Raw genomic sequence first — 23,672 nt, forward strand, 5'->3', positions numbered from 1 at the left:
ACCGCAGGGTTTCGTGAATGGGATTTTGCCGGGCGGGGGGAGATTGGGCTAATTCAAAAAAATGCGGCTGTACTGCAATTTTTTTGCAGTACTGACAGGGCCTGGAGGGGCGCACAGCGGCCCCGGCATTATCGGGCCTTGCGCGGCAGGTCGATATTGACGCGAAGCCCACCCAGCGGGCTCTCCAGCAAGGCCAGCCGCCCGCCCCAGGCCTCGACGATATCGCGTACGATGCCCAACCCCAGACCGTGCCCGTGCACCTGCTCATCCAGCCGCGAACCACGCTCCAGCACCTGCTGCCGCTGGCCCTCGGGAATCCCCGGGCCGTCATCATCGACCCATACCTGATAGCCCTCGGCATTCGACCCAATGCCGAGGCGCACTTCGCTGTCTGCCCACTTGCAGGCGTTGTCCAGCAGGTTGCCCAACAACTCCAGGAAGTCCTCACGGTCCCATGGCAACAGCAACCCGGGGGGCACATCACTGGCCAGCAGCAACCCTTCCCCATGGATCATGCCCAACGTGCTCAGCAACCCCGGCAGTTCGGCATCGCAATCGAATTGCGCACCGGGCAAGGCATCACCCGCCAACCGCGCGCGATTCAGTTCGCGCGCCAACCGCTGCTGAATCTGCTCCAGCTGCTCACGCATCTGCGCCCGCACTTCGGGCAAGTCCTTCAGGCGCTCACTCGACGCCAGGCTCAGCAGCACCGCCAACGGTGTCTTCAGTGCATGCCCCAGGTTACCCAAGGCATTGCGCGAACGGCGCAGGCTGTCTTCGGTATGGCTAAGCAAGTGGTTGATCTGCCCCACCAACGGGGCCAGCTCGCTGGGCACCTCGGCATCCAGTTGTGACCGTTGGCCCTGCTGCAGTTGGGCGATCTGCTGGCGCGCCCGCTCCAACGGCCGCAGCGAGCGCGTTACGGTCATGCGCTGCAGCACCAACACCAGAATCAGTGCCACCAGGCCCATGCCAAGGCCGATCTGCTGCATGCGCCGAAAGCCCTCACGCACCGGCGAGTAATCCTGTGCGACGCTGATCGAGATGTCTTGGCCCAGGCGCCGGTAGTCAGCGCGCAGGGCAAGCAGTTGCTGCCCTTCCGGACCGAGCTCATGGCTGTCGGAAAGGCCTGGCGCAGCAGGCTTGGGCATGTCCAGGTCCCACAGCGAGCGTGAGCGCCAGGTGCCTTTGTCGAAATCGATTCGGAAGTAATAACCGGAAAAAGGCCGCTGATACGCCGCCGAGATGCGCCGCTCATCCAGCTGCAGGCCGGATGGCCCGCGCACCAGTGCCACCAGCAGGTTCTCGCTTTCCTTGCGCAGGCCGTTTTCCAGGTAACGCTGCAGGCCGGCTTCGAACAACCACAAGGTCAGTTGCGCCAGGACCACCCCGACCACCACCAGCACCGCGACCAGGCCAAGGCTCAAACGCGCCTGGATCGACTTCACCCGGTGCTCCCCGCGTAGATATAGCCTTGCCCGCGTCGGGTCTCGATCACGCTGCGACCCAGCTTGCGGCGCAAGTGGTTGACATGTACTTCCAGCACGTTCGAATCCCGCTCGGTCTCACCGTCGTAGAGGTGCTCGGCCAGGTGGCTCTTGGACAGGATCTGCTGCGGGTGCAGCATGAAGTAGCGCAGCAGGCGGAACTCGGCGGCGGTCAGTTGCACATCCACGCCATCACGGCTCACGCACTGGCGGCTTTCATCCAGGTGCAGGCCGGCAGCTTCCAGGGTTGGCTGATTGGCCAGGCCGCGCGCACGGCGCAGCAGCGACTGGATGCGCAGTTGCAACTCTTCCGGGTGGAACGGTTTGCTCAGGTAGTCATCAGCCCCGGCTTTCAGCCCCTCGATACGCTCGGCCCACGAGCCACGGGCGGTAAGGATCAATACCGGAGTGGCCAGGCCAGCGGCACGCCACTGGGCGAGCACGTCCAGGCCCGGCAAGCCCGGCAGGCCAAGGTCGAGAATGATCAGGTCGTAGGGCTCGCTCTGGCCCTGGTACACCGCATCACGGCCGTCAGCCAGCCAGTCCACGGCATAACCCTGGCGCTGCAGGCCGGTGGTCAGCTCGTCGGCCAGCGGTACATTGTCCTCGACAAGCAACAGGCGCATTCAGTCGTCTTCCTCGTCTTTGAGCAAGGCGCCGGTGCTGGCATCGAGCTTGATCTCGCGCACCACACCGTCCGCCGTCAGCAGTTCGACTTCATATTCGTAGCGATCGTCGTCCTCTTCCAGCTCGGCCTCCAGCAAACGCGCCCCGGGGTAACGCCCCAGGGCGGTTTCCAGCAATTGTTCGAGCGGCAGGATGACGCCCTTCTGGCGCAGCTTCAGGGCTTCGTCCTGGTCAAGGTCGCGGGCAGCGGCCAGCGAACACACGGCCAGCAGCGCCAGCGCGAGGTAGCGCGCTGGCCGCGGTAAGTGAATCATCAGTTGTCCCGCTCGTCCTTCAGCACTTCACCGGTCTTGGCGTCCAGCGCCACGTCCCATTCTACGTTCTGCGTGTCACGCAGTTCGACCTTGTAGATGTAGCGGCCGTACTCGTCTTCCAGCTCCGAATCGGTGACGGTGGCGCCCGGGTGCTTGGCCACGGCGGCGGCTTTCAGCTCGTCAAGCGACTTGATGGTCTTGGCGTTGACCAGTTTAACCACTTCGTCAGGCTGTACGTCCTTGGCGAAGGCGGCATTGGCGCCCAGGGCAAGGGCGGCGGCGGTGAACAGGGCAGTCAAGGTTTTCATCGTGCTTCTCTCCTGAGAACTGTGCAAGTTGTCTACGGGGTTAAGATTAACCACCGGTCCTTAATTCAACCTGAAAACAGCTGGCGCCATGATAGCGCAGGTCAAGACCACACCACCGGGCGGTTGCATGAACACCTGCAAGCCTTGTAGCGGGCATGCTGGTAGACTGCGCGCATTATTGATTCACACAGAGTTATGACAGCGTGGAAATTTTTAAAGAGTTCACTTTTGAGTCGGCCCACCGCCTGCCCCACGTTCCCGAAGGGCACAAATGCGGCCGCCTGCATGGCCATTCGTTCAAGGTCGGCCTGCACCTGACCGGCCCGCTGGACCCGCACACCGGCTGGATTCGCGACTTCGCCGAGGTCAAGGCGATCTTCAAGCCAATCTATGACCAGCTGGACCACAACTACCTGAACGACATCCCGGGCCTTGAAAACCCCACCAGCGAAGTGATCGCCAAGTGGATCTGGGAGCAGGTCAAGCCGCTGATGCCAGAGCTGTCGAAGGTGCGCATCCACGAAACCTGCACCAGCGGGTGTGAATACACCGGCGACTGATTCGCCCGGCTCACTGCCCCTGCGTGCTGCCCATGGCATCGCGCAGGAAGCTGGGGGCGATGTAGCGCTGGTAATGCGCCTCTGAAAGCAGGAAGAATTCGCGGTCGATGGCATCGCGCAGTTGCGGCAGTTCCCAGTCGCGGAACTCCGGCAGCAAGGCCATGCCGTAGGCCTCAAGGTCCCGGATCATCCGCGCCCCACGGGCAATCAGCTGGTACGCCCAGCAATACGCCGACTGCTGCTCGACAAACCGGATGGAGCGCTGTTCCAGCTGCTGGCGCAGCAAGCCTTTGTCGAACACCTCCAGCTTGGCCATCATCACCTGCACCAGCAACTGCTCAAGGCGCAGCCATACCGCGCGCTTCTGCGCGTCGTCGTAGCCGTTCCAGTTGATCACTTCGTGGTGGAAGCGCTTGCAGCCACGGCACACCGTGTCTCCGTACACCGTGGAGCACAGGCCGACGCAAGGGGTCTTGATGGACTTGTTGGACATGAAAAACAACAGCTTGGCGGTGGAACACGGCCCCATGTTAGCCCTTTGTCTAACCAGGGTCACTCGTTAAAGTCATCTTCTGCGCCTTACCTTCGGGCTTTTTTTGCCGTAGAATCATCCCGCCTTTTCAAAGGCAACAATGTCCGTTGGAAGCTGTTTTCAAAGCGTCACGAGCACAGTTAATCCGGTAGAACGGCGTTGGCCCGGGCCATGCACCCTCGCATGGCCGCGCCAGCCCTCATCAGCTCCCCGTTCTGCAGGCGTAAAACTTTGAAAGCAGCTTCTGTAAGGATTCTTTGCGACCCTGGCTGGGCGGCCCACAAAGCCGTAGCAGCGCATGGGTGCATGGAATGCTGGATGAGCGTCCCGGACCCCCTTTAGGGACCACTGATGAGGGAAATAACTGTGCTTGAAGCCTACCGCAAACACATCGAAGAGCGTGCCGCCCTGGGTATCGTGCCCCAGCCGCTGAACGCCGAACAAACTGCAGGCCTGGTCGAGCTGCTGAAAAACCCGCCGGCCGGCGAAGAAGCCTTCCTCGTAGACCTGATCACCAACCGCGTACCGCCAGGGGTCGACGAAGCTGCCTACGTCAAGGCTGCTTTCCTCTCCGCCGTCGCCAAGGGCGAAGCCAAGTCGCCACTGATCGACCGCAAGCACGCCACCGAACTGCTGGGCACCATGCAGGGCGGCTACAACATCGAAACGCTGGTCGCACTGCTGGATGACGCCGAACTGGGCGCCGTCGCGGCCGAACAGCTCAAGCACACCCTGCTGATGTTCGATGCCTTCCACGACGTGGCCGAAAAAGCCAAGGCGGGCAACGTCCACGCCAAGGCCGTGCTGGAGTCCTGGGCTGCCGGCGAGTGGTTCACCTCGCGCCCGGCCATCGCCGACAAGTACACCCTGACCGTGTTCAAGGTGCCTGGCGAGACCAACACCGACGACCTGTCCCCTGCCCCGGACGCCTGGTCGCGCCCTGACATCCCGTTGCACGCCCTGGCCATGCTGAAAATGGCCCGTGACGGCATCGAGCCGTCGCAGCCAGGTTCGGTCGGCCCGCTGGCCCAGATCGAAGCCGTCAAGGCCAAAGGCTTCCCGGTTGCCTACGTCGGTGACGTGGTCGGCACCGGTTCGTCGCGTAAATCCGCCACCAACTCGGTGCTGTGGTTCTTCGGTGACGACATCCCATACGTGCCGAACAAGCGCGCCGGTGGCTTCTGCTTCGGCACCAAGATCGCCCCGATCTTCTACAACACCATGGAAGACGCCGGCGCCCTGCCGATCGAATTCGACTGCAGCAACCTGGCCATGGGCGACGTCATCGACGTGTACCCGTTCAAAGGCGAAGTGCGCCGTCACGGCAGCGACGAGCTGGTTACCGAATTCGCGCTGAAAACCGAAGTATTGCTGGATGAAGTCCGCGCTGGCGGCCGTATCCCGCTGATCGTCGGCCGTGGCCTGACCGAAAAAGCCCGCGCCGAGCTGGGCCAGGGCCCATCGGACCTGTTCAAGAAGCCAGAGCAGCCAGCCGACACCGGCAAGGGCTTCACCCTGGCGCAGAAGATGGTCGGCCGTGCCTGTGGCCTGCCAGAAGGCCAGGGCGTGCGCCCAGGTGCCTACTGCGAGCCTAAGATGACCACCGTCGGCTCCCAGGACACCACTGGCCCGATGACCCGTGACGAGCTGAAAGACCTGGCCTGCCTGGGCTTCTCCGCTGACCTGGTCATGCAGTCGTTCTGCCACACCGCGGCTTATCCGAAGCCGATCGACGTCACCACCCACCACACCCTGCCAGACTTCATCCGCACCCGTGGCGGCGTGTCGCTGCGCCCGGGCGACGGTATCATCCACAGCTGGCTGAACCGCATGCTCATGCCTGACACCGTGGGTACCGGTGGCGACTCGCACACCCGCTTCCCGATCGGCATCTCGTTCCCGGCCGGTTCCGGCCTGGTAGCCTTCGCCGCTGCCACCGGCGTCATGCCGCTGGACATGCCAGAATCGATCCTGGTGCGCTTCAAGGGCAAACTGCAACCTGGCATCACCCTGCGTGACCTGGTGCATGCGATCCCTTACTACGCCATCCAGAAGGGCCTGCTGACCGTCGAGAAGAAAGGCAAGAAAAACGCCTTCTCCGGCCGCATCCTGGAAATCGAAGGTCTGGACGAACTGACCGTCGAGCAAGCCTTCGAGCTGTCCGACGCCTCGGCTGAGCGTTCTGCTGCCGGTTGCACCATCAAGCTGCCAGAGAAGGCCATCGCCGAGTACCTGCAGTCCAACATCACCCTGCTGCGCTGGATGATCGGCGAAGGCTACGGCGATGCCCGCACCCTGGAGCGCCGCGCCCAGGCCATGGAAGCCTGGCTGGCCAAGCCTGAGCTGCTGTCGGCCGACGCCGATGCCGAATACGCCGAAATCATCGAAATCGACCTGGCCGACGTGAAAGAGCCTGTGCTCTGCGCGCCGAACGACCCGGACGATGCCCGCCTGCTGTCTTCGGTACAGGGCGAGAAGATCGACGAAGTGTTCATCGGTTCGTGCATGACCAACATCGGTCACTTCCGCGCTGCCGGCAAGCTGCTGGAAAAGGTCAAGGGCGGTATTCCGACCCGTCTGTGGCTGGCCCCGCCAACCAAGATGGATGCCCACCAGCTGACCGAAGAAGGCTACTACGGCATCTACGGCAAGGCCGGTGCGCGCATGGAAATGCCAGGCTGCTCGCTGTGCATGGGTAACCAGGCACGTGTGCAGACCGGCTCGACCGTGGTCTCCACCTCGACCCGTAACTTCCCGAACCGTCTGGGCGACGCCACCAACGTGTACCTGGCATCGGCCGAGCTGGCTGCTGTCGCTTCGATCATCGGCAAGCTGCCGACCGTCGAAGAGTACATGCAGTACGCGAAAGACATCGACAGCATGGCTGCCGACGTCTACCGCTACCTGAGCTTCGACCAGATCGCCGAGTTCCGCGAAGCGGCAGCCAACGCCAAGATCCCGGTGGTTCAGGCGTAAGCTGAGTTACACGCTGTAAAAGAAAGCCCCGGCAGCGATGCCGGGGCTTTTCATTTGCCTGCTCTCACCCGCTCAGATCACGAACAAATCCACAAACCGGTGCACCGCCATCCCTTCCAGCGTTTGCTGGTCCTTGCACACCTCCAGTACCTCCCCACACCGCTGGCGCGCAAATCGCGTTGCCAGGTTGGCCCTGAACTTGGCCTCCAGCAGGGGTATGCCCTCCCCTCGCCGCCGCCGGTGCCCGATAGGGTATTCCACCACCACCTGCTCTGTACTGCTGCCATCCTTGAAGAACACCTGCAGCGCATTGGCGATGGAGCGCTTGTCCGGCTCCAGGTACTCGCGGCTGAAGCGCGGGTCTTCCACTACTTCCATCTTCTCGCGCAGGCGGTCGATGCTGGGGTGGTTGGCATGGAAGGTGTCTTCATAGTGCTCCGCCACCAGATGCCCGAAGATCAACGGCACTGCCACCATGTACTGCAGACAGTGGTCACGGTCAGCGGCATTGGCCAGCGGGCCGCTCTTGGAAATGATGCGGATTGCCGACTCCTGGGTGGTGATGACGATGCGGTCGATTTCATGCAGGCGGTTACGTACCCGAGGGTGCAGGGTAACTGCCGCTTCGCAGGCAGTCTGGGCGTGAAATTCGGCAGGGAAGCTGACCTTGAACAGCACGTTTTCCATCACGTAGCTGCCCAAGGCCTGAGGCAGACGCAGTTCGTACTGCCCGGCGGGCTTGAGCGCCAGGTCCTTGTTGGTATGGCTGAACGATACGTCGTAGAAGCCCCATTGTGGCGCCGTGAGCACACCCGGTACGCCCATCTCACCGCGCAGGGCGATATCGGCCAGGCGCACGCCACGGCTGGACGCATCACCTGCGGCCCAGGACTTGCGTGAGCCAGCATTGGGCGCGTGCCGATAGGTACGCAGGGCCTGGCCATCGACGAAGGCATGGGACAACGCCGAGAGCATCTGTTCGCGGTTGGCGCCCATCAACCTGGCGCACACGGCAGTCGAGGCCACTTTCACTAAAATGACGTGATCGAGACCGACTCGGTTGAACGAGTTTTCCAGTGCCAGCACGCCCTGGATCTCATGGGCCATGACCATGGCTTCGAGCACATCACGCATCAGCAGCGGTTTTTCACCAGCGGCCACGCGCTTCTGCGACAGGTGATCGGCAACGGCCAGAATACCGCCCAGGTTGTCCGAGGGGTGAGCCCATTCGGCCGCCAGCCAGGTGTCGTTGTAATCCAGCCAGCGCACGGTGCAGCCGATGTCCCAGGCCGCCTTGACCGGGTCGAGCCGGTAGGCGGTACCGGGGACGCGGGCACCATTGGGCACCAGCGTGCCCTCCACCTGAGGGCCGAGCAGTTTGGTACATTCGGGAAAGCGCAGGGCCAGCAGGCCGCAGCCCAGGGTGTCCATCAGGCAGTTGCGTGCGGTATCGAGGGCTTCGGCGGAATCGACCCGGTAGCCGAGGGCGTAGTCGGCCAGGGTTTGCAGCACCAGGTCGTAGTCCGGGCGGTCGTTCAGGTCAACGTTGGCGCTCATATCCAGCTCCCTTCAGAATTGCCGGGGCTGCTATGCAGCCCCAACTAACTAAAGCCGAGCGCCAGTGGTGCGTTAGAAGCTATCGCCAGGCACGCGAACCCAGCCCTCCATCAGCACGCGAGCACTGCGGCTCATGATTGCCTTGGTCACTGTCCACTCACCATTCACCTGACGCGCCTCGGCCCCGACCCGCAAGGTGCCCGAGGGGTGGCCGAAACGCACGGCGCTACGCTCACCCCCGCCAGCCGCGAGGTTGACCAGCGTGCCCGGAATGGCCGCCGCAGTGCCAACCGCCACCGCAGCCGTCCCCATCATCGCATGGTGCAGTTTACCCATGGACAAGGCGCGCACCAGCAGGTCGATACCACCCGCTTGCACCGCCTTGCCACTGGACGCAGTGTAGGTGCTCGGCGGCGCAACGAACGCCACTTTTGGCGTGTGCTGACGTCCGGCTGCCTGGTCGACGTTTTCAATCAGGCCCATGCGCACGGCACCGTATGCACGAATGGTCTCGAAACGCAGCAGCGCCTGAGGGTCCCCGTTGATGGCGTCCTGCAGTTCTGCGCCGGTATAACCGATATCGGCCGCATTGACGAAGATGGTCGGAATGCCGGCATTGATCAGGGTGGCCTTGAACGTACCCACGCCCGGCACCTCCAGCTCATCGATCAGGTTACCGGTCGGGAACATCGAACCGCCGTCACCGTCTTCGTCGGCTGCCGGGTCGAGAAACTCCAGCTGCACCTCGGCCGCCGGGAAGGTCACCCCATCCAGCTCGAAATCGCCGGTTTCCTGCACTTCACCTTCGGTGATCGGCACATGGGCGATGATGGTCTTGCCGATGTTGGCCTGCCAGATGCGCACCGTGGCGATGCCGTTGCGTGGAATGCGCGCCGCGTCCACCAGGCCACTGCTGATGGCGAACGAACCGACCGCCGCAGACAGGTTGCCGCAGTTGCCGCTCCAGTCGACAAACGCCTTGTCGATACTGACCTGGCCGAACAGGTAGTCCACATCATGCCCGGGCTTGATGCTTTGCGACAGGATCACGGTCTTGCTGGTGCTGGAGGTGGCACCGCCCATGCCGTCGATCTGCTTGCCGTAAGGGTCGGGGCTACCGATTACCCGCAACAGCAGCGCATCGCGGGCCGGCCCCGGGATTTGCGCCTGCTCGGGCAAGTCTTGCAGGCGGAAGAACACACCCTTGCTGGTGCCGCCACGGATGTAGGTGGCGGGGATTTTCACTTGCGGTACATGTGCCATGTTCAAGTCCTGTTCAAGCGGTTGCTTCGAGGAAGTCCTGGGCAAAACGCTGCAGCACGCCACCCGCCTCGTAGATCGACACTTCCTCGGCGGTGTCCAGGCGGCAGGTCACCGGCACTTCCAGGCGCTCGCCATTGGCGCGGGTAACCACCAACGTCAGGGTCGCCCGGGGCGTACGCGCGCCCAGCACGTCATACGTCTCGCTACCGTCCAGGCCCAGGGTCTTGCGGTCGGTGCCCGGCTTGAACTCCAGCGGCAGCACGCCCATGCCCACCAGGTTGGTGCGGTGAATGCGCTCGAAGCCTTCGGCCACGATCGCCTCGACACCCGCCAACCGCACACCCTTGGCCGCCCAGTCACGGGACGAACCCTGGCCGTAGTCGGCGCCGGCCACGATGATCAGCGGCTGCTTGCGCTGCATGTAGGTTTCGATGGCCTCCCACATGCGGGTGACCTTGCCTTCCGGTTCGATACGCGCCAGCGAACCCTGCTTCACGCTGCCGTCTTCCTTGCGCACCATTTCGTTGAACAGCTTGGGGTTGGCGAAGGTGGCACGCTGGGCGGTCAGGTGGTCGCCACGGTGGGTGGCGTAGGAGTTGAAGTCTTCTTCCGGCAGGCCCATTTTCGCCAGGTACTCACCGGCCGCGCTGTCGAGCATGATGGCGTTGGACGGCGACAGGTGGTCGGTGGTGATGTTGTCCGGCAACACCGCCAGCGGGCGCATGCCGCGCAGGGTGCGCTCACCGGCCAGGGCACCTTCCCAATAGGGGGGGCGGCGGATGTAGGTGCTCATCGGGCGCCAGTCGTACAGCGGCGCCACCTTCGGCCCACGGTCTTCCTCGATGGCGAACATCGGGATGTACACCTTGCGGAACTGCTCTGGCTTCACCGCAGCACGCACCACGGCGTCGATCTCTTCATCGCTCGGCCAGATGTCCTTGAGGCGGATTTCCTTGCCATCGACCACACCCAGCACATCCTTCTCGATGTCGAAGCGGATGGTGCCGGCAATGGCATAGGCCACCACCAGTGGCGGGGACGCCAGGAAGGCCTGCTTGGCATACGGGTGGATACGCCCGTCGAAGTTGCGGTTACCCGACAGCACGGCGGTGGCGTACAGGTCGCGGTCGATGATTTCTTGCTGGATTACCGGGTCCAGAGCGCCGGACATGCCGTTGCAGGTGGTGCAGGCGAAGGCGACGATACCAAAGCCCAGTTGCTCCAGCTCCTTCTCCAGCCCCGCCTCTTCCAGGTACAGCTGCACGGCCTTGGAGCCCGGTGCCAGCGACGACTTGACCCAAGGTTTGCGGGCCAGGCCCAGCTTGTTGGCATTGCGCGCCAGCAGGCCTGCGGCAATCACGTTGCGCGGGTTGCTGGTGTTGGTGCAGCTGGTGATGGCGGCGATGATCACCGCGCCGTCAGGCATTTGCCCTGGCACGTCTTCCCAATTGCCGGCAATGCCCTTGGCAGCCAGGTCACGGGTGGCCACGCGGGCGTGTGGGTTGGACGGCCCGGCCATGTTGCGCACCACGCTCGACAGGTCGAAGCTCAGGGTGCGCTCGTAGACGGCGCCGCCCAGGCTGTCGGCCCACAGGCCGGCGGCCTTGGCGTAGGTCTCGACCAGCTTGACCTGCTGCTCTTCGCGGCCGGTCAGGCGCAGGTAGTCGATGGTCTGCTGGTCGATGGCGAACATGGCTGCGGTGGCACCGTATTCCGGGGCCATGTTGGAAATGGTGGCGCGGTCGCCCAAGGTCAGGGCGCGGGCACCCTCACCGTGGAACTCCAGATACGCGCCGACCACTTTCTGCTTGCGCAGGAATTCGGTCAGGGCCAACACCAGGTCGGTGGCGGTGATGTTCGGTGCCAGCTTGCCAGTCAGCTCGACGCCGACGATTTCCGGCAGGCGCATCCACGAGGCGCGGCCGAGCATCACGTTCTCCGCTTCCAGGCCGCCCACGCCGATGGCGATCACGCCCAGGGCATCGACATGCGGGGTGTGGCTGTCGGTGCCGACGCAGGTGTCCGGGTAGGCCACGCCACGGTCGTTGTGAATTACGGGCGACATCTTCTCCAGGTTGATCTGGTGCATGATGCCGTTGCCCGGCTGGATCACGTCGACGTTCTTGAACGCCTTCTTGGTCCAGTTGATGAAGTGGAAGCGGTCTTCGTTGCGGCGGTCTTCGATGGCACGGTTCTTTTCGAACGCCTGCGGGTCGAAACCACCGCACTCGACGGCCAGCGAGTGGTCGACGATCAGCTGCACCGGCACCACGGGGTTGACCGCGGCCGGGTCACCGCCTTTGTCGGCAATGGCGTCACGCAGGCCGGCAAGGTCGACCAGCGCGGTCTGGCCGAGAATGTCGTGGCACACCACGCGGGCCGGGAACCACGGGAAGTCGAGGTCGCGCTTGCGCTCGATCAGCTGGCTCAGCGACGCATCGAGGGTGGCCGGGTCGCAGCGGCGCACCAGGTTTTCGGCGAGCACGCGGGAGGTGTATGGCAGGCCGTCGTAGGCGCCGGGCTTGATCGCCTCGACCGCCGCACGGGCATCGAAGTAGTCCAGGTCGGTACCTGGCAGGTGCTTGCGGAATGCAGTGTTCATATCGTTATCAGGCTCGGTCACGGTATTCGGTTTGCAGGTCTGGCCACGGGGGTGCTTTGCACCCCTTTTCCCGGCACAAGGCCGCTCCTACAGGTATTGCGCCGTCCTGTAGGAGCGGCCTTGTGCCGCGAAAGGGTTGCAAAGCAGCCCCTGCGAAGTCAGCTCAGCGTTGTTCGATCGGCACGAACTGGCGCTGCTCGACGCCGACATACTCGGCACTCGGGCGGATGATGCGGTTGTTGGCGCGCTGCTCGAAGACGTGCGCCGCCCAGCCGGTCAGGCGCGAGCAGACGAAGATCGGGGTGAACAGCTTGGTCGGGATGCCCATGAAGTGGTACGCCGAGGCATGGTAGAAGTCGGCATTGGGGAACAGGCGTTTCTGCTCCCACATGGTCTTGTCGATGGCTTCGGAAACCGGGTACAGCACCTTGTCACCCACTTCGTCGGCCAACTGCTTCGACCAGCCCTTGATCACCTCGTTGCGCGGGTCGGACTCTTTGTAGATCGCGTGGCCAAAGCCCATGATCTTGTCCTTGCGCTCCAGCATGCGCAGCAGCTCGGCGGTGGCGTCCTGCGGGCTCTGGAAACGCTCGATCAGCTCCATCGCCGCCTCGTTGGCACCGCCGTGCAGTGGGCCGCGCAGCGAGCCGATGGCAGCGGTGACGCAGGAGTACAGGTCGGACAGGGTCGAGGCACAGACCCGGGCAGTGAAGGTCGAGGCATTGAACTCGTGCTCGGCGTAGAGGATCAGCGACACGTTCATCACCTTGACGTGCAGCTCGCTCGGCTTCTTGCCATGCAGCAGGTGCAGGAAGTGGCCACCGAGGGTGTCTTCGTCGCTGGTGCAATCGATGCGCACACCCTCATGGGTGAAGCGGTACCAGTAGCACATCACGGCCGGGAACAGCGCCAGCAAGCGGTCAGTCTTGTCGCGCTGGGCCTCGAAGGTCAGCTCGGGCTCCAGGGTGCCCAGCACGGAACAACCCGTGCGCATCACGTCCATCGGGTGAGCGTCACGCGGGATGCGCTCCAGCACTTCCTTCAGTGCTTGCGGCAGGTCACGCAGGCCCTTGAGCTTGCGCTTGTAGTCGGTCAGTTCGGCCTGGGTTGGCAGCTCGCCGTACAGCAGCAGGTAGGCGACTTCTTCGAATTCGGCACCGGCCGCCAGGTCACGCACGTCGTAACCCCGGTAGGTCAGCCCGGCACCGGCCTGGCCCACGGTCGACAGTGCGGTCTGACCAGCCACTTGGCCGCGCAGGCCTGCGCCACTGAGTACTTTTGCTTCGGCCATGGTGATTCTCCTTTCTTGAATTTGTTATGGATGCTTTCTGGCTAATTCGGGGTGTTGCTCAGCCCTTCTTCTGGGCAAACAGCGCATCGAGGCTCTGCTCGAAGGCGTGGTAACCAATGGCATCGTAGAGCTCCATGCGGGTCTGCATGGTGTCGATCACGTTCTTCTGCGTGCCGTCGCGGCGCAGTGCGGTGTACACGTTCTCGGCTGCCTTGTTCATGGCACGGAACGCCGACAGCGGGTACAGCACCAGCGACACGTCGACCGAGGCCAGCTCTTCGGTGGTGTACAGCGGCGTGGCGCCGAACTCGGTGATGTTGGCCAGGATCGGTGCCTTCACCCGGTCAGCGAACGTCTTGTACATCTGCAGTTCGGTAATGGCTTCCGGGAAGATCATGTCGGCGCCAGCCTCGATACAGGCCTCGGCACGGTCCAGGGCAGCGTTCAGGCCTTCGACGGCCAGGGCATCGGTACGCGCCATGATCACGAAGCTGTCATCAGTGCGGGCATCGACGGCGGCCTTGATGCGGTCGACCATTTCCTGCTGGCTGACGATTTCCTTGTTCGGGCGGTGACCACAGCGCTTGGCGCCCACCTGATCCTCGATATGGATGGCGGCAGCACCGAACTTGCTCATCGAACGCACGGTACGGGCAACGTTGAAAGCCGAGGCCCCGAAGCCGGTGTCGACATCCACCAGCAACGGCAGGTCGCACACGTCGGTGATGCGGCGCACGTCGGTGAGCACGTCGTCCAGGCCACTGATACCCAGGTCCGGCAGGCCCAGGGAGCCGGCGGCCACGCCGCCACCGGACAGGTAGATGGCCTTGAAGCCGGCGCGCTTGGCCAGCAGGGCATGGTTGGCGTTGATGGTGCCAACCACCTGCAGCGGGTGTTCAGCGGCAACGGCGTCGCGGAAACGCTGACCGGGGGTGCTCTTCACAGTCATTTCTCACCTCGTGGGCTGTTGTTGTGGGCGTCCAGGTAGTGACGCTCGATATTGCGCTTGGACGCGCCGATGTGGCGGCGCATCAGGAGTTCGGCCAGTTCGCCGTCACGGTCGGCGATGGCATCGAGAATGCGGTGGTGCTCGGAAAACGCCTGGCGTGGACGGTTGGGCGTGGCCGAGAACTGGATGCGGTACATGCGCACCAGTTGGTACAGCTCGCCACACAGCATCTTGACCAGGGTCTGGTTGCCGCTGCCCTGGATAATCCGGTAATGGAAGTCGTAGTCGCCTTCCTGCTGGTAATAACCCAGGCCGGCCTGGAACGCGGCATCGCGCTCGTGGGTGTCGAGCACCCGGCGCAGCTCGTCGATGTCCGCCTGGCTCATGCGCTCGGCGGCCAGCCGGCAGGCCATGCCTTCGAGCGATTCACGGATTTCGTACAGCTCGATCAGCTCGGCGTGGTTGAGTGACACAACCCGCGCCCCCACATGCGGCACGCGCACCAGCAGACGCTGGCCTTCGAGGCGGTGAATGGCCTCGCGCAGCGGCCCGCGGCTGATGCCATAGGTGCGCGCCAGCTCCGGCTCGGAGATCTTGCTGCCGGGGGCGATTTCACCTTTGACGATGGCCGCCTGGATGCGCCGGAAGACGTTTTCGGAAAGGGTTTCCGTTTCGTCTGCCTGCACTGGGCTGGGGGTGGAAAGGTCCTGCATATTGTCGACACCTTGAAAAACTCTTCGCCAGAAATTAACGAACAGAGCACTCCAAGTCAAAGACAAAATGAATATTGTCGACAATCGTCTAAGAACGAACTATCACCCTCTCGATGCTGTCAGATCGCGCACCGCTGGCGTCAAGACGTCGGCGTGATAGAATGCCGCGCCTCCGATGGGGTATGGATAGCCTGTCTGTCATCCATTCATGCTTGTTGACAGATTAACGAGGAAGCTTGCGCAGTCGTTGCCAGTCGCCTTGCCCTTAACATAGCCCGAACCTTGCACTGCACCGCGCCAGGATTATGAGACTTACACCCGTTTTATTGCTGCTATGCCTCACCCTGCTACCGGCCCTTGGCCAGGCGGCGGGCAAGACCGTGTATGGTCTCAACGAATACGCCCGCCTGGGCGACCTGGACCTGGAAGTGGCCGCCAAGCTCGATACCGGTGCCAAGACCGCATCGCTCAGCGCCCGCGACATCAAGCGTTTCAAGCGCAACGGCGAAAGCTGGGTGCGCTTCTACCTGGCCATCGATGCGGCGCACTCGCACCCGATCGAACGCCCGCTGGCACGCGTGAGCAAGATCAAGCGCCGGGCCGGCGACTATGATGCCGAATCGGGCAAGGCCTATACCGCCCGCCCGGTCATCGAACTCGAAATCTGCATGGGCCAGGCCATGCGCACCATCGAAGTCAACCTCACCGACCGCAGCGCGTTCCAGTTCCCGCTGCTGATCGGCTCCGAGGCGCTCAAGCACTTCGACGCGCTGGTCGACCCAAGCCTTAAATATGCGGCCGGCAAACCTGCCTGTGCCACCGACGCTCCCAAAGCAGAGTAATCCCGATGCGCTCTCTTACCCTCCATCTGAAAGTCCTGATCACCGTGCTGGTGCTGCTGGGCGTGGCGGTCACGGCTTATCAGATCTTCTTCCTCGGCATCCCGGTGACCGAGGATGAAACCGACGACCTGTGGAACATCGACGCCAAGGTCGAGTTCGTGGCCAGCACCAAGGACCCGGTCAAGGTGCAGATGTTCGTGCCACCGCTGAACCGCGACTACGTCAGCCTTAACGAGAGCTTCATCTCCAACAACTACGGGGTCAGCGTCAACCGCGCCGACGGCAACCGCAAGGTTACCTGGTCGGCCCGCCGCGCCAGCGGCAACCAGACCCTGTACTACCGCCTGGTGCTGACCAAGCGCTACAGCAACGAGAAGACCACCGTCAAAGGCCCGACCTTCCGTGACAGCCTGGCGATCGAAGGCCCCGAGAAGATTGCCGCCGAAGCCCTGATGGCGCCGATTCGCCAGCACTCCGCCGACGTCGAGACCTTCGTCAGCGAGACCATCAAGCGGGTCAACAACCTCAACGACGACAACGTCAAGCTGCTGCTGGCCGGCGACACCTCGCCAATGAAAAAGGCCCAGATCATCGACCTGCTGCTGTCGATTGCCCATGTGCCGATGGAGAAGGTGCACACCATCCGCCTGGTGGCCGATACCCCGCAAACCCCGGAGCTGTGGCTGCGCAGTTTCAACGGTAACGACTGGTTGTACTTCAACCCGGACACGGGCGAGCAGGGTCTGCCTAGCGACCGCCTGCTGTGGTGGACCGGTGACGACAACCTGATCACCGTCGATGGCGGCAAGAAAGCCAACGTCACCTTCAGCATGAACAACAGCGAGATGAACGCCATCCGCCTGGCCAAGCTGACCGACGAGAACACCGACGCCGACTTCCTCGAATACTCGCTGTACGGCTTGCCGCTGCAGACCCAGCAAACCTTCATGATCATGGTGATGATCCCGATCGGCGTGCTGGTGATCCTGGTATTGCGCAACCTGATCGGCCTGCAGACCCTGGGCACCTTCACCCCGGTACTGATCGCCCTGGCCTTCCGCGAGACCCAGCTGGGCTTCGGCATCGTGCTGTTCACGGTCATCACGGCCTTGGGCCTGTCGCTACGCTCGTACCTGGAACACCTCAAGCTGCAGATGCTGCCGCGCCTGTCGGTGGTACTCACCTTTGTCGTGGTACTGATCGCCGCCATCAGCCTGTTCAGCCACAAGCTGGGCCTTGAGCGCGGGCTGTCGGTGGCACTGTTCCCGATGGTGATCCTGACCATGACCATCGAACGCCTGTCCATTACCTGGGAAGAACGTGGCGGTGGTCATGCCATGAAAGTGGCCATCGGCACCCTGTTCGCCGCGTCGCTTGCGCACCTGCTGATGATGGTGCCGGAACTGGTGTACTTCGTGTTCACCTTCCCTGCCGTGCTGTTGATCCTGGTGGGCTTCATGCTGGCGATGGGCCGCTACCGCGGTTACCGCCTGACCGAGCTCGTGCGCTTCAAGGCATTCCTGAAGAAGGCTGACGCCTGATGTTTGGCCTGATCAAGACGTGGAAAGCCCTGGAGGCCCGGGGCATCATGGGTATCAACCGGCGTAACGCGGACTACGTGTTGAAGTACAACAAGCGCCACCTGTACCCGATTGTCGACGACAAGATCATCACCAAGGAGCGTGCCCTGGCGGCCGGCATCCATGTGCCGGAAATGTACGGCATCATCGAGACCGAAAAAGAGATCGAAAAGCTCGACCAGATCATTGGCGGGCGCAGCGACTTCGTCATCAAGCCGGCGCAGGGTGCCGGCGGTGATGGCATCCTGGTCATCGCCGACCGCTTCGAGGACCGCTACCGCACAGTGTCGGGCAAGATCATCAGCCATGAGGAAATCGAGCACCAGATCTCGAGCATCCTCACCGGCCTGTACTCGCTGGGCGGCCACCGCGACCGCGCGCTGATCGAGTACCGGGTTACCCCCGACCAGATCTTCAAGAGCATCAGCTACGAAGGCGTGCCGGACATCCGCATCATCGTGCTGATGGGCTACCCGGTCATGGCCATGCTGCGCCTGCCGACCCGCCAGTCTGGCGGCAAGGCCAACCTGCACCAGGGCGCCATCGGCGTGGGTGTTGACCTGGCCACCGGCGTGACCCTGCGCGGCACCTGGCTGAACAACATCATCAGCAAGCACCCGGACACCACCAATGCGGTGGACGGCGTGCAACTGCCGAACTGGGATGGTTTCATGAAGCTGGCGGCCGGCTGCTATGAGCTGTGCGGCCTGGGCTACATTGGCGTGGACATGGTGCTGGACCAGGACAAAGGCCCGCTGATTCTGGAACTCAACGCCCGCCCGGGCCTGAACATCCAGATTGCCAACGACTGCGGCCTGACCCAGCGCACCCATGCCATTGAGGCGCACATTGAAGCGCTGGCAAAAGATGGTATTACTGAAGATGCCGAACAGCGCGTTCGTGTAGCACAGGGGTTGTTCGGGCACGTGCCCAACCGCTGAAATATTGGGGCTGCTTTGCAGCCCCTGCATAAAACACAATGTTGAATGTCGCGCCCAGTGCTAGGCGCTTTTCCTACACAGGTCTACAATCGCCCTCCTCGCTTTTACATCGCCGTCCACACTGATGCCGACCTGTACGCTGCACCCCCTGCCCTACCAGCCCGACCCTGCTGCCTATTTCGCCCGCCTGCGCCAGGCCCCCGGCGCGATCCTGCTCGACAGCGCCCGCCCCGGCGCCGAACGCGGTCGCTTCGACCTGCTCAGCGCCTGGCCGCTGCAACAGTTGCAAGCGAAGCCCGATGAAGACGGCCGCGCCTTCCTCCAGCGCCTGCGTGCCGGCCTGGCGCAACTGGGCCACGCAGGCTTGCCCAAGGGCGTTGAACTGCCCTTTGCCGGTGGCCTGATCGGCTACCTGAGCTACGACTTCGGCCGTCGGCTGGAACACCTGCCAAGCCTGGCTGTGGACGACCTCGGCCTGCCTGACGCGCAACTGGGCCTGTACACCTGGGCCCTGGTCAGCGACCACCTGCAAGGTACCAGCCAGTTGGTGTTCCACCCGAGCCTGGCAAGCGACGAGCGAGAACGCCTGATCGGCCTGTTCGAAGGCAGTCGCTGCACCGAAACCGGTGACTTCCAGTTGCTCGCCCCAATGGCTGGTGACCTGCAGCCGGAACAGTACAAAGCCGCTTTCGACCAGGTACAGCGCTACATCCAGGCCGGTGACTGCTATCAAATCAACCTGACTCAACGCTTCCGCGCCCCCTGCCAGGGTGACCCCTGGCGAGCTTACCAGGCCCTGCGCAAGGTATGCCCCACGCCGTTTTCCGGCTACCAGCAATTGGCTGACGGCAGCGCCTTGCTGAGCTTTTCGCCCGAGCGCTTCATCCGTGTCAGCGAGGGCCAGGTGGAAACCCGGCCAATCAAAGGCACCCGCCCGCGCGCCAGCGACCCAGATGAAGACGCACGCAATGCCGAGGAGCTGCTGCGCAGCCCCAAGGACCGCTCGGAAAATCTGATGATTGTCGACCTGCTGCGCAACGACCTGGGGCGCAGCTGCGAAATCGGCTCGGTGAAAGTACCGGAGCTGTTCAGCCTGGAGAGCTACCCCAACGTCCATCACCTGGTCAGCAGTGTCACCGGCCAGCTTGCCAGCGACAAGGATGCCCTGGACCTGATCGGCGACAGTTTCCCCGGCGGATCGATCACCGGCGCGCCGAAAATTCGCGCCATGCAGATCATCGACGAGCTGGAACCTGCGCGGCGGGCGCTGTACTGCGGCTCGCTGCTGTATGTGGATGTGCGCGGCGAGATGGACAGCTCGATTGCCATTCGCAGCCTGCTGGTCAAAAACGGCCAGGTCAGCTGCTGGGGTGGCGGCGCGGTAGTGGCTGACTCCGAATGGCAGGCCGAATATGAAGAGTCGATCGCCAAAGTGCGGGTGTTGATGCAGACCTTGCAGGGCTTGTGAGTCCGTCTAGCCCGCGTTTTTTTGTTACCATCACCTTACTACGAGCGCACAGCGCCACAGCCAAGATGGAAACCGCCTGATGAGCCAACCCTTCGACGTCGCCGCCCTGGCCGCGACCTATGCCAACAAGTCCCCGCAGGACATCCTCAAGCTTGCCTTCGAGCACTTTGGTGATGACCTGTGGATCTCCTTCAGCGGCGCCGAGGACGTGGTGCTGGTCGACATGGCCTGGAAGCTGAACAAGCAGGTCAAGGTGTTCAGCCTCGACACCGGCCGACTGCACCCGGAGACCTACCGGTTCATCGACCAGGTGCGCGAGCAGTACAACCTGCCAATCGAAATCCTCAGCCCGGACCGCGACAGGCTTGACCCGTTCGTGAAAGAAAAGGGCCTGTTCAGCTTCTACAAGGACGGCCACGGCGAGTGCTGCGGCATCCGCAAGATCGAGCCGCTGCGCCGCAAGCTGGCTACCGTGAGCGCCTGGGCCACCGGCCAGCGCCGCGACCAGAGCCCGGGCACCCGCAGCCAGGTAGCGGCACTGGAAATCGACAGCGCCTTCTCCACACCCGAGCGCACGCTTTACAAGTTCAACCCGCTGGCGCAGATGAGCAGCGAGGAAGTGTGGGGTTATATCCGCATGCTTGAGCTGCCGTACAACAGCCTGCATGAGCGCGGCTTCATCAGCATTGGCTGCGAGCCTTGCACCCGGCCGGTGCTGCCGAACCAGCATGAGCGCGAGGGGCGCTGGTGGTGGGAAGAGTCGACACAGAAGGAATGCGGGTTGCACGCGGGCAACCTGATCAGCAAGGCTTGAAATAACCGGGGCTGCTTTGCAGCCCCTGCATTTGCGGATCAGTGCACCGGCAGTTCGACACCTTCGAACAGCTCTTCCAGTTCCTGCTTGTTATGGCATTGAATGGCCTTGGCCATCACTTCGCGGGTCAGGTGCGGGGCGAACTTCTCGATGAAGTCGCACATGAAGCCACGCAGGAAGGTGCCACGGCGGAAGCCGATCTTCGTGATACTGGCCTCGAACAGCTCGCTGGCATCCAGCGCCACCAGGTCGCTGTCGAGCTTGGCATCCACAGCCATGCCCGCCACGATACCCACGCCCAGCCCCAGGCGCACATAGGTCTTGATAACGTCGGCGTCGGCCGCGGTGAACACCACTTTCGGCGTGAGGCCGCGGTGGTTGAACGCTTCGTCCAGCTTCGAGCGCCCGGTAAAACCGAACACATAGGTAACGATCGGGTATTCGGCAACCGCTTCCAGAGTGAGTTTCGGCAGCTTGGCCAGCGGGTGACCCTGCGGCACCACCACGCAACGGTTCCACTTGTAGCACGGCATCATGATCAGGTCGCCGAACAGCTCTAGTGCCTCGGTGGCGATGGCGAAGTCTACCGTGCCGTCTGCTGCCATCTCGGCGATCTGCATGGGCGAACCCTGGTGCATGTGCAGGGACACTTCCGGGTATTGCTTGATGAAGCTACTGATCACCGGCGGCAAGGCATAGCGCGCCTGAGTGTGGGTGGTGGCGATGGACAGCGTACCCTTCTTCTCGTTAGAGAACTCCTGGGCAATCTGCTTGATGCTTTCGACCTTGCGCAGGATTTCGCCGGCGGTATTGATGATGCGCTCGCCGGCCGGCGTGACGCGGGTCAGGTGCTTGCCGCTACGCGCAAAGACTTCAACACCCAGTTCGTCTTCGAGCAGGCGGATCTGCTTGCTGATACCTGGCTGGGAGGTATACAGGCTCTGCGCCGTCGCGGAGACGTTGAGGTCATGGTGCGCCACTTCCCAGATGTAGCGCAGTTGTTGAAGCTTCATAGGTTCCCCTCGGTTCAGCGATGAGTCCGCGGCAGCAGGCAGCGACGATATATAACTATATTAGTGGTTCTGGAAATAAATCTAGAACTATTTTGTTACATGCCCCCGGAAATAGCCTACAGCCATCTTCATGCTTTTCTACGCCCCAAGTGCTGCGCCAACGGCACCATGTACACCGGCACCGGCGACAGCTGCAGCAGCCGAACCGCCGTTCGCCCCAGCGGTACATCCACGCCGGCACCGGCGCTGTGGCTGCCGAAGATCAGCAGGTCGACACTCAACCGCTGTGCCTGGTCAAGGATTACCTGCGCGGGGTCACCTTGGCGTACCCGCACCGCCTTGATCACCGCGAGGTCGGCCTCCTCGCCCAGCTCATCACGAAAGTTTTCCAGCACGCGCTGCTCGATGTTGGCCATCACCGTGTTCACGCCCTGGCTGTGCAACTGGTCAAGCGTCTGCTCATCAAGGTAGCTTTGCAGGAGGGATTCGGCGAACTGCCCCATGGGTTCCACCGCATGGATCACATACAACTCGGCATTGAACGTACGCGCCAGTGCCAGCGCGTGTTGCATCACAAAAGGTGCGTAGACACCGAGGTCGGTGGCGTACAGCATGGAGCGGATCATTCGACCTCCTCGACTGCCGCAGCGGCAGAGCAAGCTTCAGCTTAGCAGCGCGCCGGATGCACGCTTTGCCGTCCGGCGCGCTACTGGTGCGGGCTGAAGCGCCCAGCCGAGGTCAGTGCCGCCCTCAGTGAGGCCGGTGGTTGCTGTCGAGAAAGCTCAGCGCCTGATAGAGCATTTCCATACGCGGCAAGCAGCAACCTGCCGCACGCGCACGTGCCAGCGGCTCGGCATAGATAGCCTGCAATTCCAGTGGGCGTTTGAACGTATGGTCGTGATACATGCTTGGCCAGTAGTCGGGCATGCGCTCTGTAACCTGGAACAAGTGCTCGGCATACCCCTTAGGCAACACGTGGCCACAGGCTGCAGCGCCCTGCACCACCTCGGCCATCAATGCCTGGATGAGATCACGGCTGTGACTGTCTGCCATCAGCGGCGTGGTGCTAGCCCCCAGCAGCACCGACAGCCCATTGTAGGGCACGTTCCACACCAGCTTCTGCCAGCGCGCCGCGTCGAGATTTGGCATGGCCTGCGAATCGATGCCCGCGCGTTTGAACAACGCCACCCCTTCATCGACCAGCCCGGTACCGCCGTCACTTGCCGGCCCACTGTGGTAACCCAGGTTGACAGCCCCGAGTGCCTGATGGCGGATCACACCTGGCGCATGACGGTTGACGCAGATGAAGCACAGGCCGCCCAGCAGATGCATGTCGCTACGCAAGGACGGGCGCAATTGCTCCTCCACCCCCAGGCCGTTCTGCAGCAGTACGACCTTGGCGCCGGGTGCGGCGGCCTGCACGACCAGAGGTGCGAGCTGATCATTGCTGGTGGCCTTGGCACCGATCAGCAACCAGTCGCAAGGCGGCATGTCGGCGGCACTGGCATAGGCTTGCACCTGCATCTGCAACGCACCATGCACGTCACTGTCCAGGGTCAGCCCTTGCTCCCTGACGGCCTGGTACTCGCTGCGCAACAGAAAATGCACATCGAAACCGGCCCGGGCCAGCATCAACCCATAAAAGCCGCCGATGGCGCCACTGCCGATGATACCGATGCGAGGGGTGTGTGGATGCATGCCGATCTCCGAGTATGAAGTCAGCCCTCTTTTTACACAGGTTACGCAGCGCTGGGCAGCCCATTCGCGCGCAACGCACTCGAACACGGAAAAACCCCACAATGACTGGGCCAAGCCCATTGTCGCGCCACCTGTAA

Annotated in this window: 21 protein-coding genes; 7 read left to right on the plus strand and 14 right to left on the minus strand. The window is 62.8% G+C overall.

Annotation, left to right across the window (positions count from 1 at the left end):
• Positions 1-128 precede the first annotated feature (128 nt).
• From FHW75_RS07720 to FHW75_RS07735, 4 genes are read right to left on the minus strand one after another with little or no spacing between them, the layout of a single operon-like run.
• A complete protein-coding gene (locus FHW75_RS07720; RefSeq protein ID WP_019097601.1) occupies positions 129-1,448 on the minus strand; it encodes a sensor histidine kinase in 1,320 nt (439 codons plus the stop codon).
• Positions 1,445-2,113, minus strand: a complete 669-nt coding sequence (locus FHW75_RS07725) for a response regulator transcription factor (RefSeq protein WP_019097600.1) — start codon at positions 2,111-2,113, stop codon at positions 1,445-1,447. Before FHW75_RS07725 ends, FHW75_RS07720 begins: the two co-directional genes overlap by 4 nt.
• Positions 2,114-2,428 (minus strand): PepSY domain-containing protein, encoded by a 315-nt coding sequence (locus FHW75_RS07730; RefSeq protein ID WP_019097599.1) that lies wholly within the window; start codon positions 2,426-2,428, stop codon positions 2,114-2,116. It abuts the gene before it with no gap.
• The gene (locus tag FHW75_RS07735; RefSeq protein WP_019097598.1) at positions 2,428-2,736 is read right to left on the minus strand and encodes a PepSY domain-containing protein; all 309 of its coding nucleotides are present in this window, start codon (positions 2,734-2,736) and stop codon (positions 2,428-2,430) included. Before FHW75_RS07735 ends, FHW75_RS07730 begins: the two co-directional genes overlap by 1 nt.
• A 203-nt stretch (positions 2,737-2,939) precedes the next feature.
• Here FHW75_RS07735 and queD point away from each other — a divergent pair, with 203 nt between their 5' ends.
• Positions 2,940-3,296, plus strand: coding sequence for a 6-carboxytetrahydropterin synthase QueD (gene queD / locus FHW75_RS07740; RefSeq protein ID WP_019097597.1), 357 nt, complete (start codon positions 2,940-2,942; stop codon positions 3,294-3,296).
• 10 nt (positions 3,297-3,306) lie between these two features.
• Here queD and FHW75_RS07745 read toward each other — a convergent pair whose 3' ends face one another.
• A complete protein-coding gene (locus FHW75_RS07745; protein ID WP_161751678.1) occupies positions 3,307-3,789 on the minus strand; it encodes a DUF1289 domain-containing protein in 483 nt (160 codons plus the stop codon).
• 405 nt (positions 3,790-4,194) lie between these two features.
• Here FHW75_RS07745 and acnB point away from each other — a divergent pair, with 405 nt between their 5' ends.
• Positions 4,195-6,804, plus strand: a complete 2,610-nt coding sequence (gene acnB, locus FHW75_RS07750; protein ID WP_019097595.1) for a bifunctional aconitate hydratase 2/2-methylisocitrate dehydratase — start codon at positions 4,195-4,197, stop codon at positions 6,802-6,804.
• Positions 6,805-6,876: 72 nt separating this feature from the next.
• Here the strand turns inward: acnB and prpD are convergent, their stop codons facing one another.
• From prpD to FHW75_RS07780, 6 genes are all read right to left on the minus strand, one after another.
• Positions 6,877-8,361 carry a 2-methylcitrate dehydratase gene (prpD, locus tag FHW75_RS07755; protein ID WP_019097594.1) on the minus strand — a complete coding sequence of 495 codons (1,485 nt, stop codon included), beginning with the start codon at positions 8,359-8,361 and terminating at the stop codon, positions 6,877-6,879.
• Between the two features lie 72 nt (positions 8,362-8,433).
• Positions 8,434-9,624 carry a 2-methylaconitate cis-trans isomerase PrpF gene (gene prpF / locus FHW75_RS07760; RefSeq protein ID WP_183673443.1) on the minus strand — a complete coding sequence of 397 codons (1,191 nt, stop codon included), beginning with the start codon at positions 9,622-9,624 and terminating at the stop codon, positions 8,434-8,436.
• A 13-nt stretch (positions 9,625-9,637) separates the two neighbouring features.
• Entirely contained in the window at positions 9,638-12,226 is a 2,589-nt protein-coding gene (gene acnD / locus FHW75_RS07765) for a Fe/S-dependent 2-methylisocitrate dehydratase AcnD (protein WP_183673445.1), read from the minus strand.
• Between the two features lie 163 nt (positions 12,227-12,389).
• Positions 12,390-13,517: a 2-methylcitrate synthase gene (gene prpC, locus FHW75_RS07770; protein WP_016714742.1), complete on the minus strand. Its 1,128-nt coding sequence runs from the start codon at positions 13,515-13,517 to the stop codon at positions 12,390-12,392.
• A 58-nt stretch (positions 13,518-13,575) separates the two neighbouring features.
• On the minus strand, positions 13,576-14,466 hold the full coding sequence (gene prpB, locus FHW75_RS07775) for a methylisocitrate lyase (RefSeq protein ID WP_016714743.1): 891 nt from the start codon (positions 14,464-14,466) through the stop codon (positions 13,576-13,578).
• A complete protein-coding gene (locus FHW75_RS07780; RefSeq protein ID WP_016714744.1) occupies positions 14,463-15,179 on the minus strand; it encodes a GntR family transcriptional regulator in 717 nt (238 codons plus the stop codon). The genes prpB and FHW75_RS07780 overlap by 4 nt, the downstream gene beginning before the upstream one ends.
• 305 nt (positions 15,180-15,484) lie before the next feature.
• On the opposite strand from FHW75_RS07780, the gene FHW75_RS07785 reads away from it, so the two are divergent.
• The 5 genes from FHW75_RS07785 to FHW75_RS07805 all read left to right on the plus strand — a co-directional run bounded on the left by FHW75_RS07785 (position 15,485) and on the right by FHW75_RS07805 (position 20,824).
• Entirely contained in the window at positions 15,485-16,021 is a 537-nt protein-coding gene (locus FHW75_RS07785) for an ATP-dependent zinc protease (protein ID WP_016485910.1), read from the plus strand.
• A gap of 5 nt (positions 16,022-16,026) precedes the next feature.
• Positions 16,027-17,562, plus strand: coding sequence for an inactive transglutaminase family protein (locus tag FHW75_RS07790; RefSeq protein ID WP_016714745.1), 1,536 nt, complete (start codon positions 16,027-16,029; stop codon positions 17,560-17,562).
• Positions 17,562-18,542 (plus strand): alpha-L-glutamate ligase-like protein, encoded by a 981-nt coding sequence (locus tag FHW75_RS07795; RefSeq protein WP_016714746.1) that lies wholly within the window; start codon positions 17,562-17,564, stop codon positions 18,540-18,542. Before FHW75_RS07790 ends, FHW75_RS07795 begins: the two co-directional genes overlap by 1 nt.
• Before the next feature lie 124 nt (positions 18,543-18,666).
• Positions 18,667-20,010, plus strand: coding sequence for an aminodeoxychorismate synthase component I (gene pabB / locus FHW75_RS07800; protein WP_183673447.1), 1,344 nt, complete (start codon positions 18,667-18,669; stop codon positions 20,008-20,010).
• A 79-nt stretch (positions 20,011-20,089) separates the two neighbouring features.
• Positions 20,090-20,824 (plus strand): phosphoadenylyl-sulfate reductase, encoded by a 735-nt coding sequence (locus FHW75_RS07805; RefSeq protein WP_019097591.1) that lies wholly within the window; start codon positions 20,090-20,092, stop codon positions 20,822-20,824.
• Positions 20,825-20,862: 38 nt separating this feature from the next.
• Here FHW75_RS07805 and cysB read toward each other — a convergent pair whose 3' ends face one another.
• The 3 genes from cysB to FHW75_RS07820 form a co-directional block, all read right to left on the minus strand.
• Positions 20,863-21,837 carry an HTH-type transcriptional regulator CysB gene (gene cysB, locus FHW75_RS07810; protein WP_010953293.1) on the minus strand — a complete coding sequence of 325 codons (975 nt, stop codon included), beginning with the start codon at positions 21,835-21,837 and terminating at the stop codon, positions 20,863-20,865.
• A gap of 128 nt (positions 21,838-21,965) precedes the next feature.
• Entirely contained in the window at positions 21,966-22,463 is a 498-nt protein-coding gene (locus FHW75_RS07815; protein WP_016714749.1) for a universal stress protein, read from the minus strand.
• Positions 22,464-22,587: 124 nt separating this feature from the next.
• Positions 22,588-23,535 (minus strand): putative 2-dehydropantoate 2-reductase, encoded by a 948-nt coding sequence (locus FHW75_RS07820; RefSeq protein WP_183673449.1) that lies wholly within the window; start codon positions 23,533-23,535, stop codon positions 22,588-22,590.
• Between the last annotated feature and the right edge of the window lie 137 nt (positions 23,536-23,672).

The organism is Pseudomonas sp. OG7, assembly GCF_014192825.1.
GTDB lineage: Bacteria > Pseudomonadota > Gammaproteobacteria > Pseudomonadales > Pseudomonadaceae > Aquipseudomonas > Aquipseudomonas monteilii.

Bases quoted from the DNA above. Each gene is read 5' to 3' on its own strand.
- FHW75_RS07820 (WP_183673449.1), bottom strand. From the start codon at position 23,535: ATGCATCCACACACCCCTCGCATCGGTATCATCGGCAGTGGCGCCATC.
- prpD (WP_019097594.1), bottom strand. From the start codon at position 8,361: ATGAGCGCCAACGTTGACCTGAACGACCGCCCGGACTACGACCTGGTG.
- prpF (WP_183673443.1), bottom strand. From the start codon at position 9,624: ATGGCACATGTACCGCAAGTGAAAATCCCCGCCACCTACATCCGTGGC.
- prpB (WP_016714743.1), bottom strand. From the start codon at position 14,466: ATGACTGTGAAGAGCACCCCCGGTCAGCGTTTCCGCGACGCCGTTGCC.
- FHW75_RS07795 (WP_016714746.1), top strand. From the start codon at position 17,562: ATGTTTGGCCTGATCAAGACGTGGAAAGCCCTGGAGGCCCGGGGCATC.
- FHW75_RS07785 (WP_016485910.1), top strand. From the start codon at position 15,485: ATGAGACTTACACCCGTTTTATTGCTGCTATGCCTCACCCTGCTACCG.
- FHW75_RS07790 (WP_016714745.1), top strand. From the start codon at position 16,027: ATGCGCTCTCTTACCCTCCATCTGAAAGTCCTGATCACCGTGCTGGTG.
- FHW75_RS07805 (WP_019097591.1), top strand. From the start codon at position 20,090: ATGAGCCAACCCTTCGACGTCGCCGCCCTGGCCGCGACCTATGCCAAC.
- FHW75_RS07735 (WP_019097598.1), bottom strand. From the start codon at position 2,736: ATGAAAACCTTGACTGCCCTGTTCACCGCCGCCGCCCTTGCCCTGGGC.
- prpC (WP_016714742.1), bottom strand. From the start codon at position 13,517: ATGGCCGAAGCAAAAGTACTCAGTGGCGCAGGCCTGCGCGGCCAAGTG.
- cysB (WP_010953293.1), bottom strand. From the start codon at position 21,837: ATGAAGCTTCAACAACTGCGCTACATCTGGGAAGTGGCGCACCATGAC.
- FHW75_RS07745 (WP_161751678.1), bottom strand. From the start codon at position 3,789: ATGTCCAACAAGTCCATCAAGACCCCTTGCGTCGGCCTGTGCTCCACG.
- FHW75_RS07780 (WP_016714744.1), bottom strand. From the start codon at position 15,179: ATGCAGGACCTTTCCACCCCCAGCCCAGTGCAGGCAGACGAAACGGAA.
- pabB (WP_183673447.1), top strand. From the start codon at position 18,667: ATGCCGACCTGTACGCTGCACCCCCTGCCCTACCAGCCCGACCCTGCT.
- FHW75_RS07730 (WP_019097599.1), bottom strand. From the start codon at position 2,428: ATGATTCACTTACCGCGGCCAGCGCGCTACCTCGCGCTGGCGCTGCTG.
- FHW75_RS07725 (WP_019097600.1), bottom strand. From the start codon at position 2,113: ATGCGCCTGTTGCTTGTCGAGGACAATGTACCGCTGGCCGACGAGCTG.
- acnD (WP_183673445.1), bottom strand. From the start codon at position 12,226: ATGAACACTGCATTCCGCAAGCACCTGCCAGGTACCGACCTGGACTAC.
- FHW75_RS07815 (WP_016714749.1), bottom strand. From the start codon at position 22,463: ATGATCCGCTCCATGCTGTACGCCACCGACCTCGGTGTCTACGCACCT.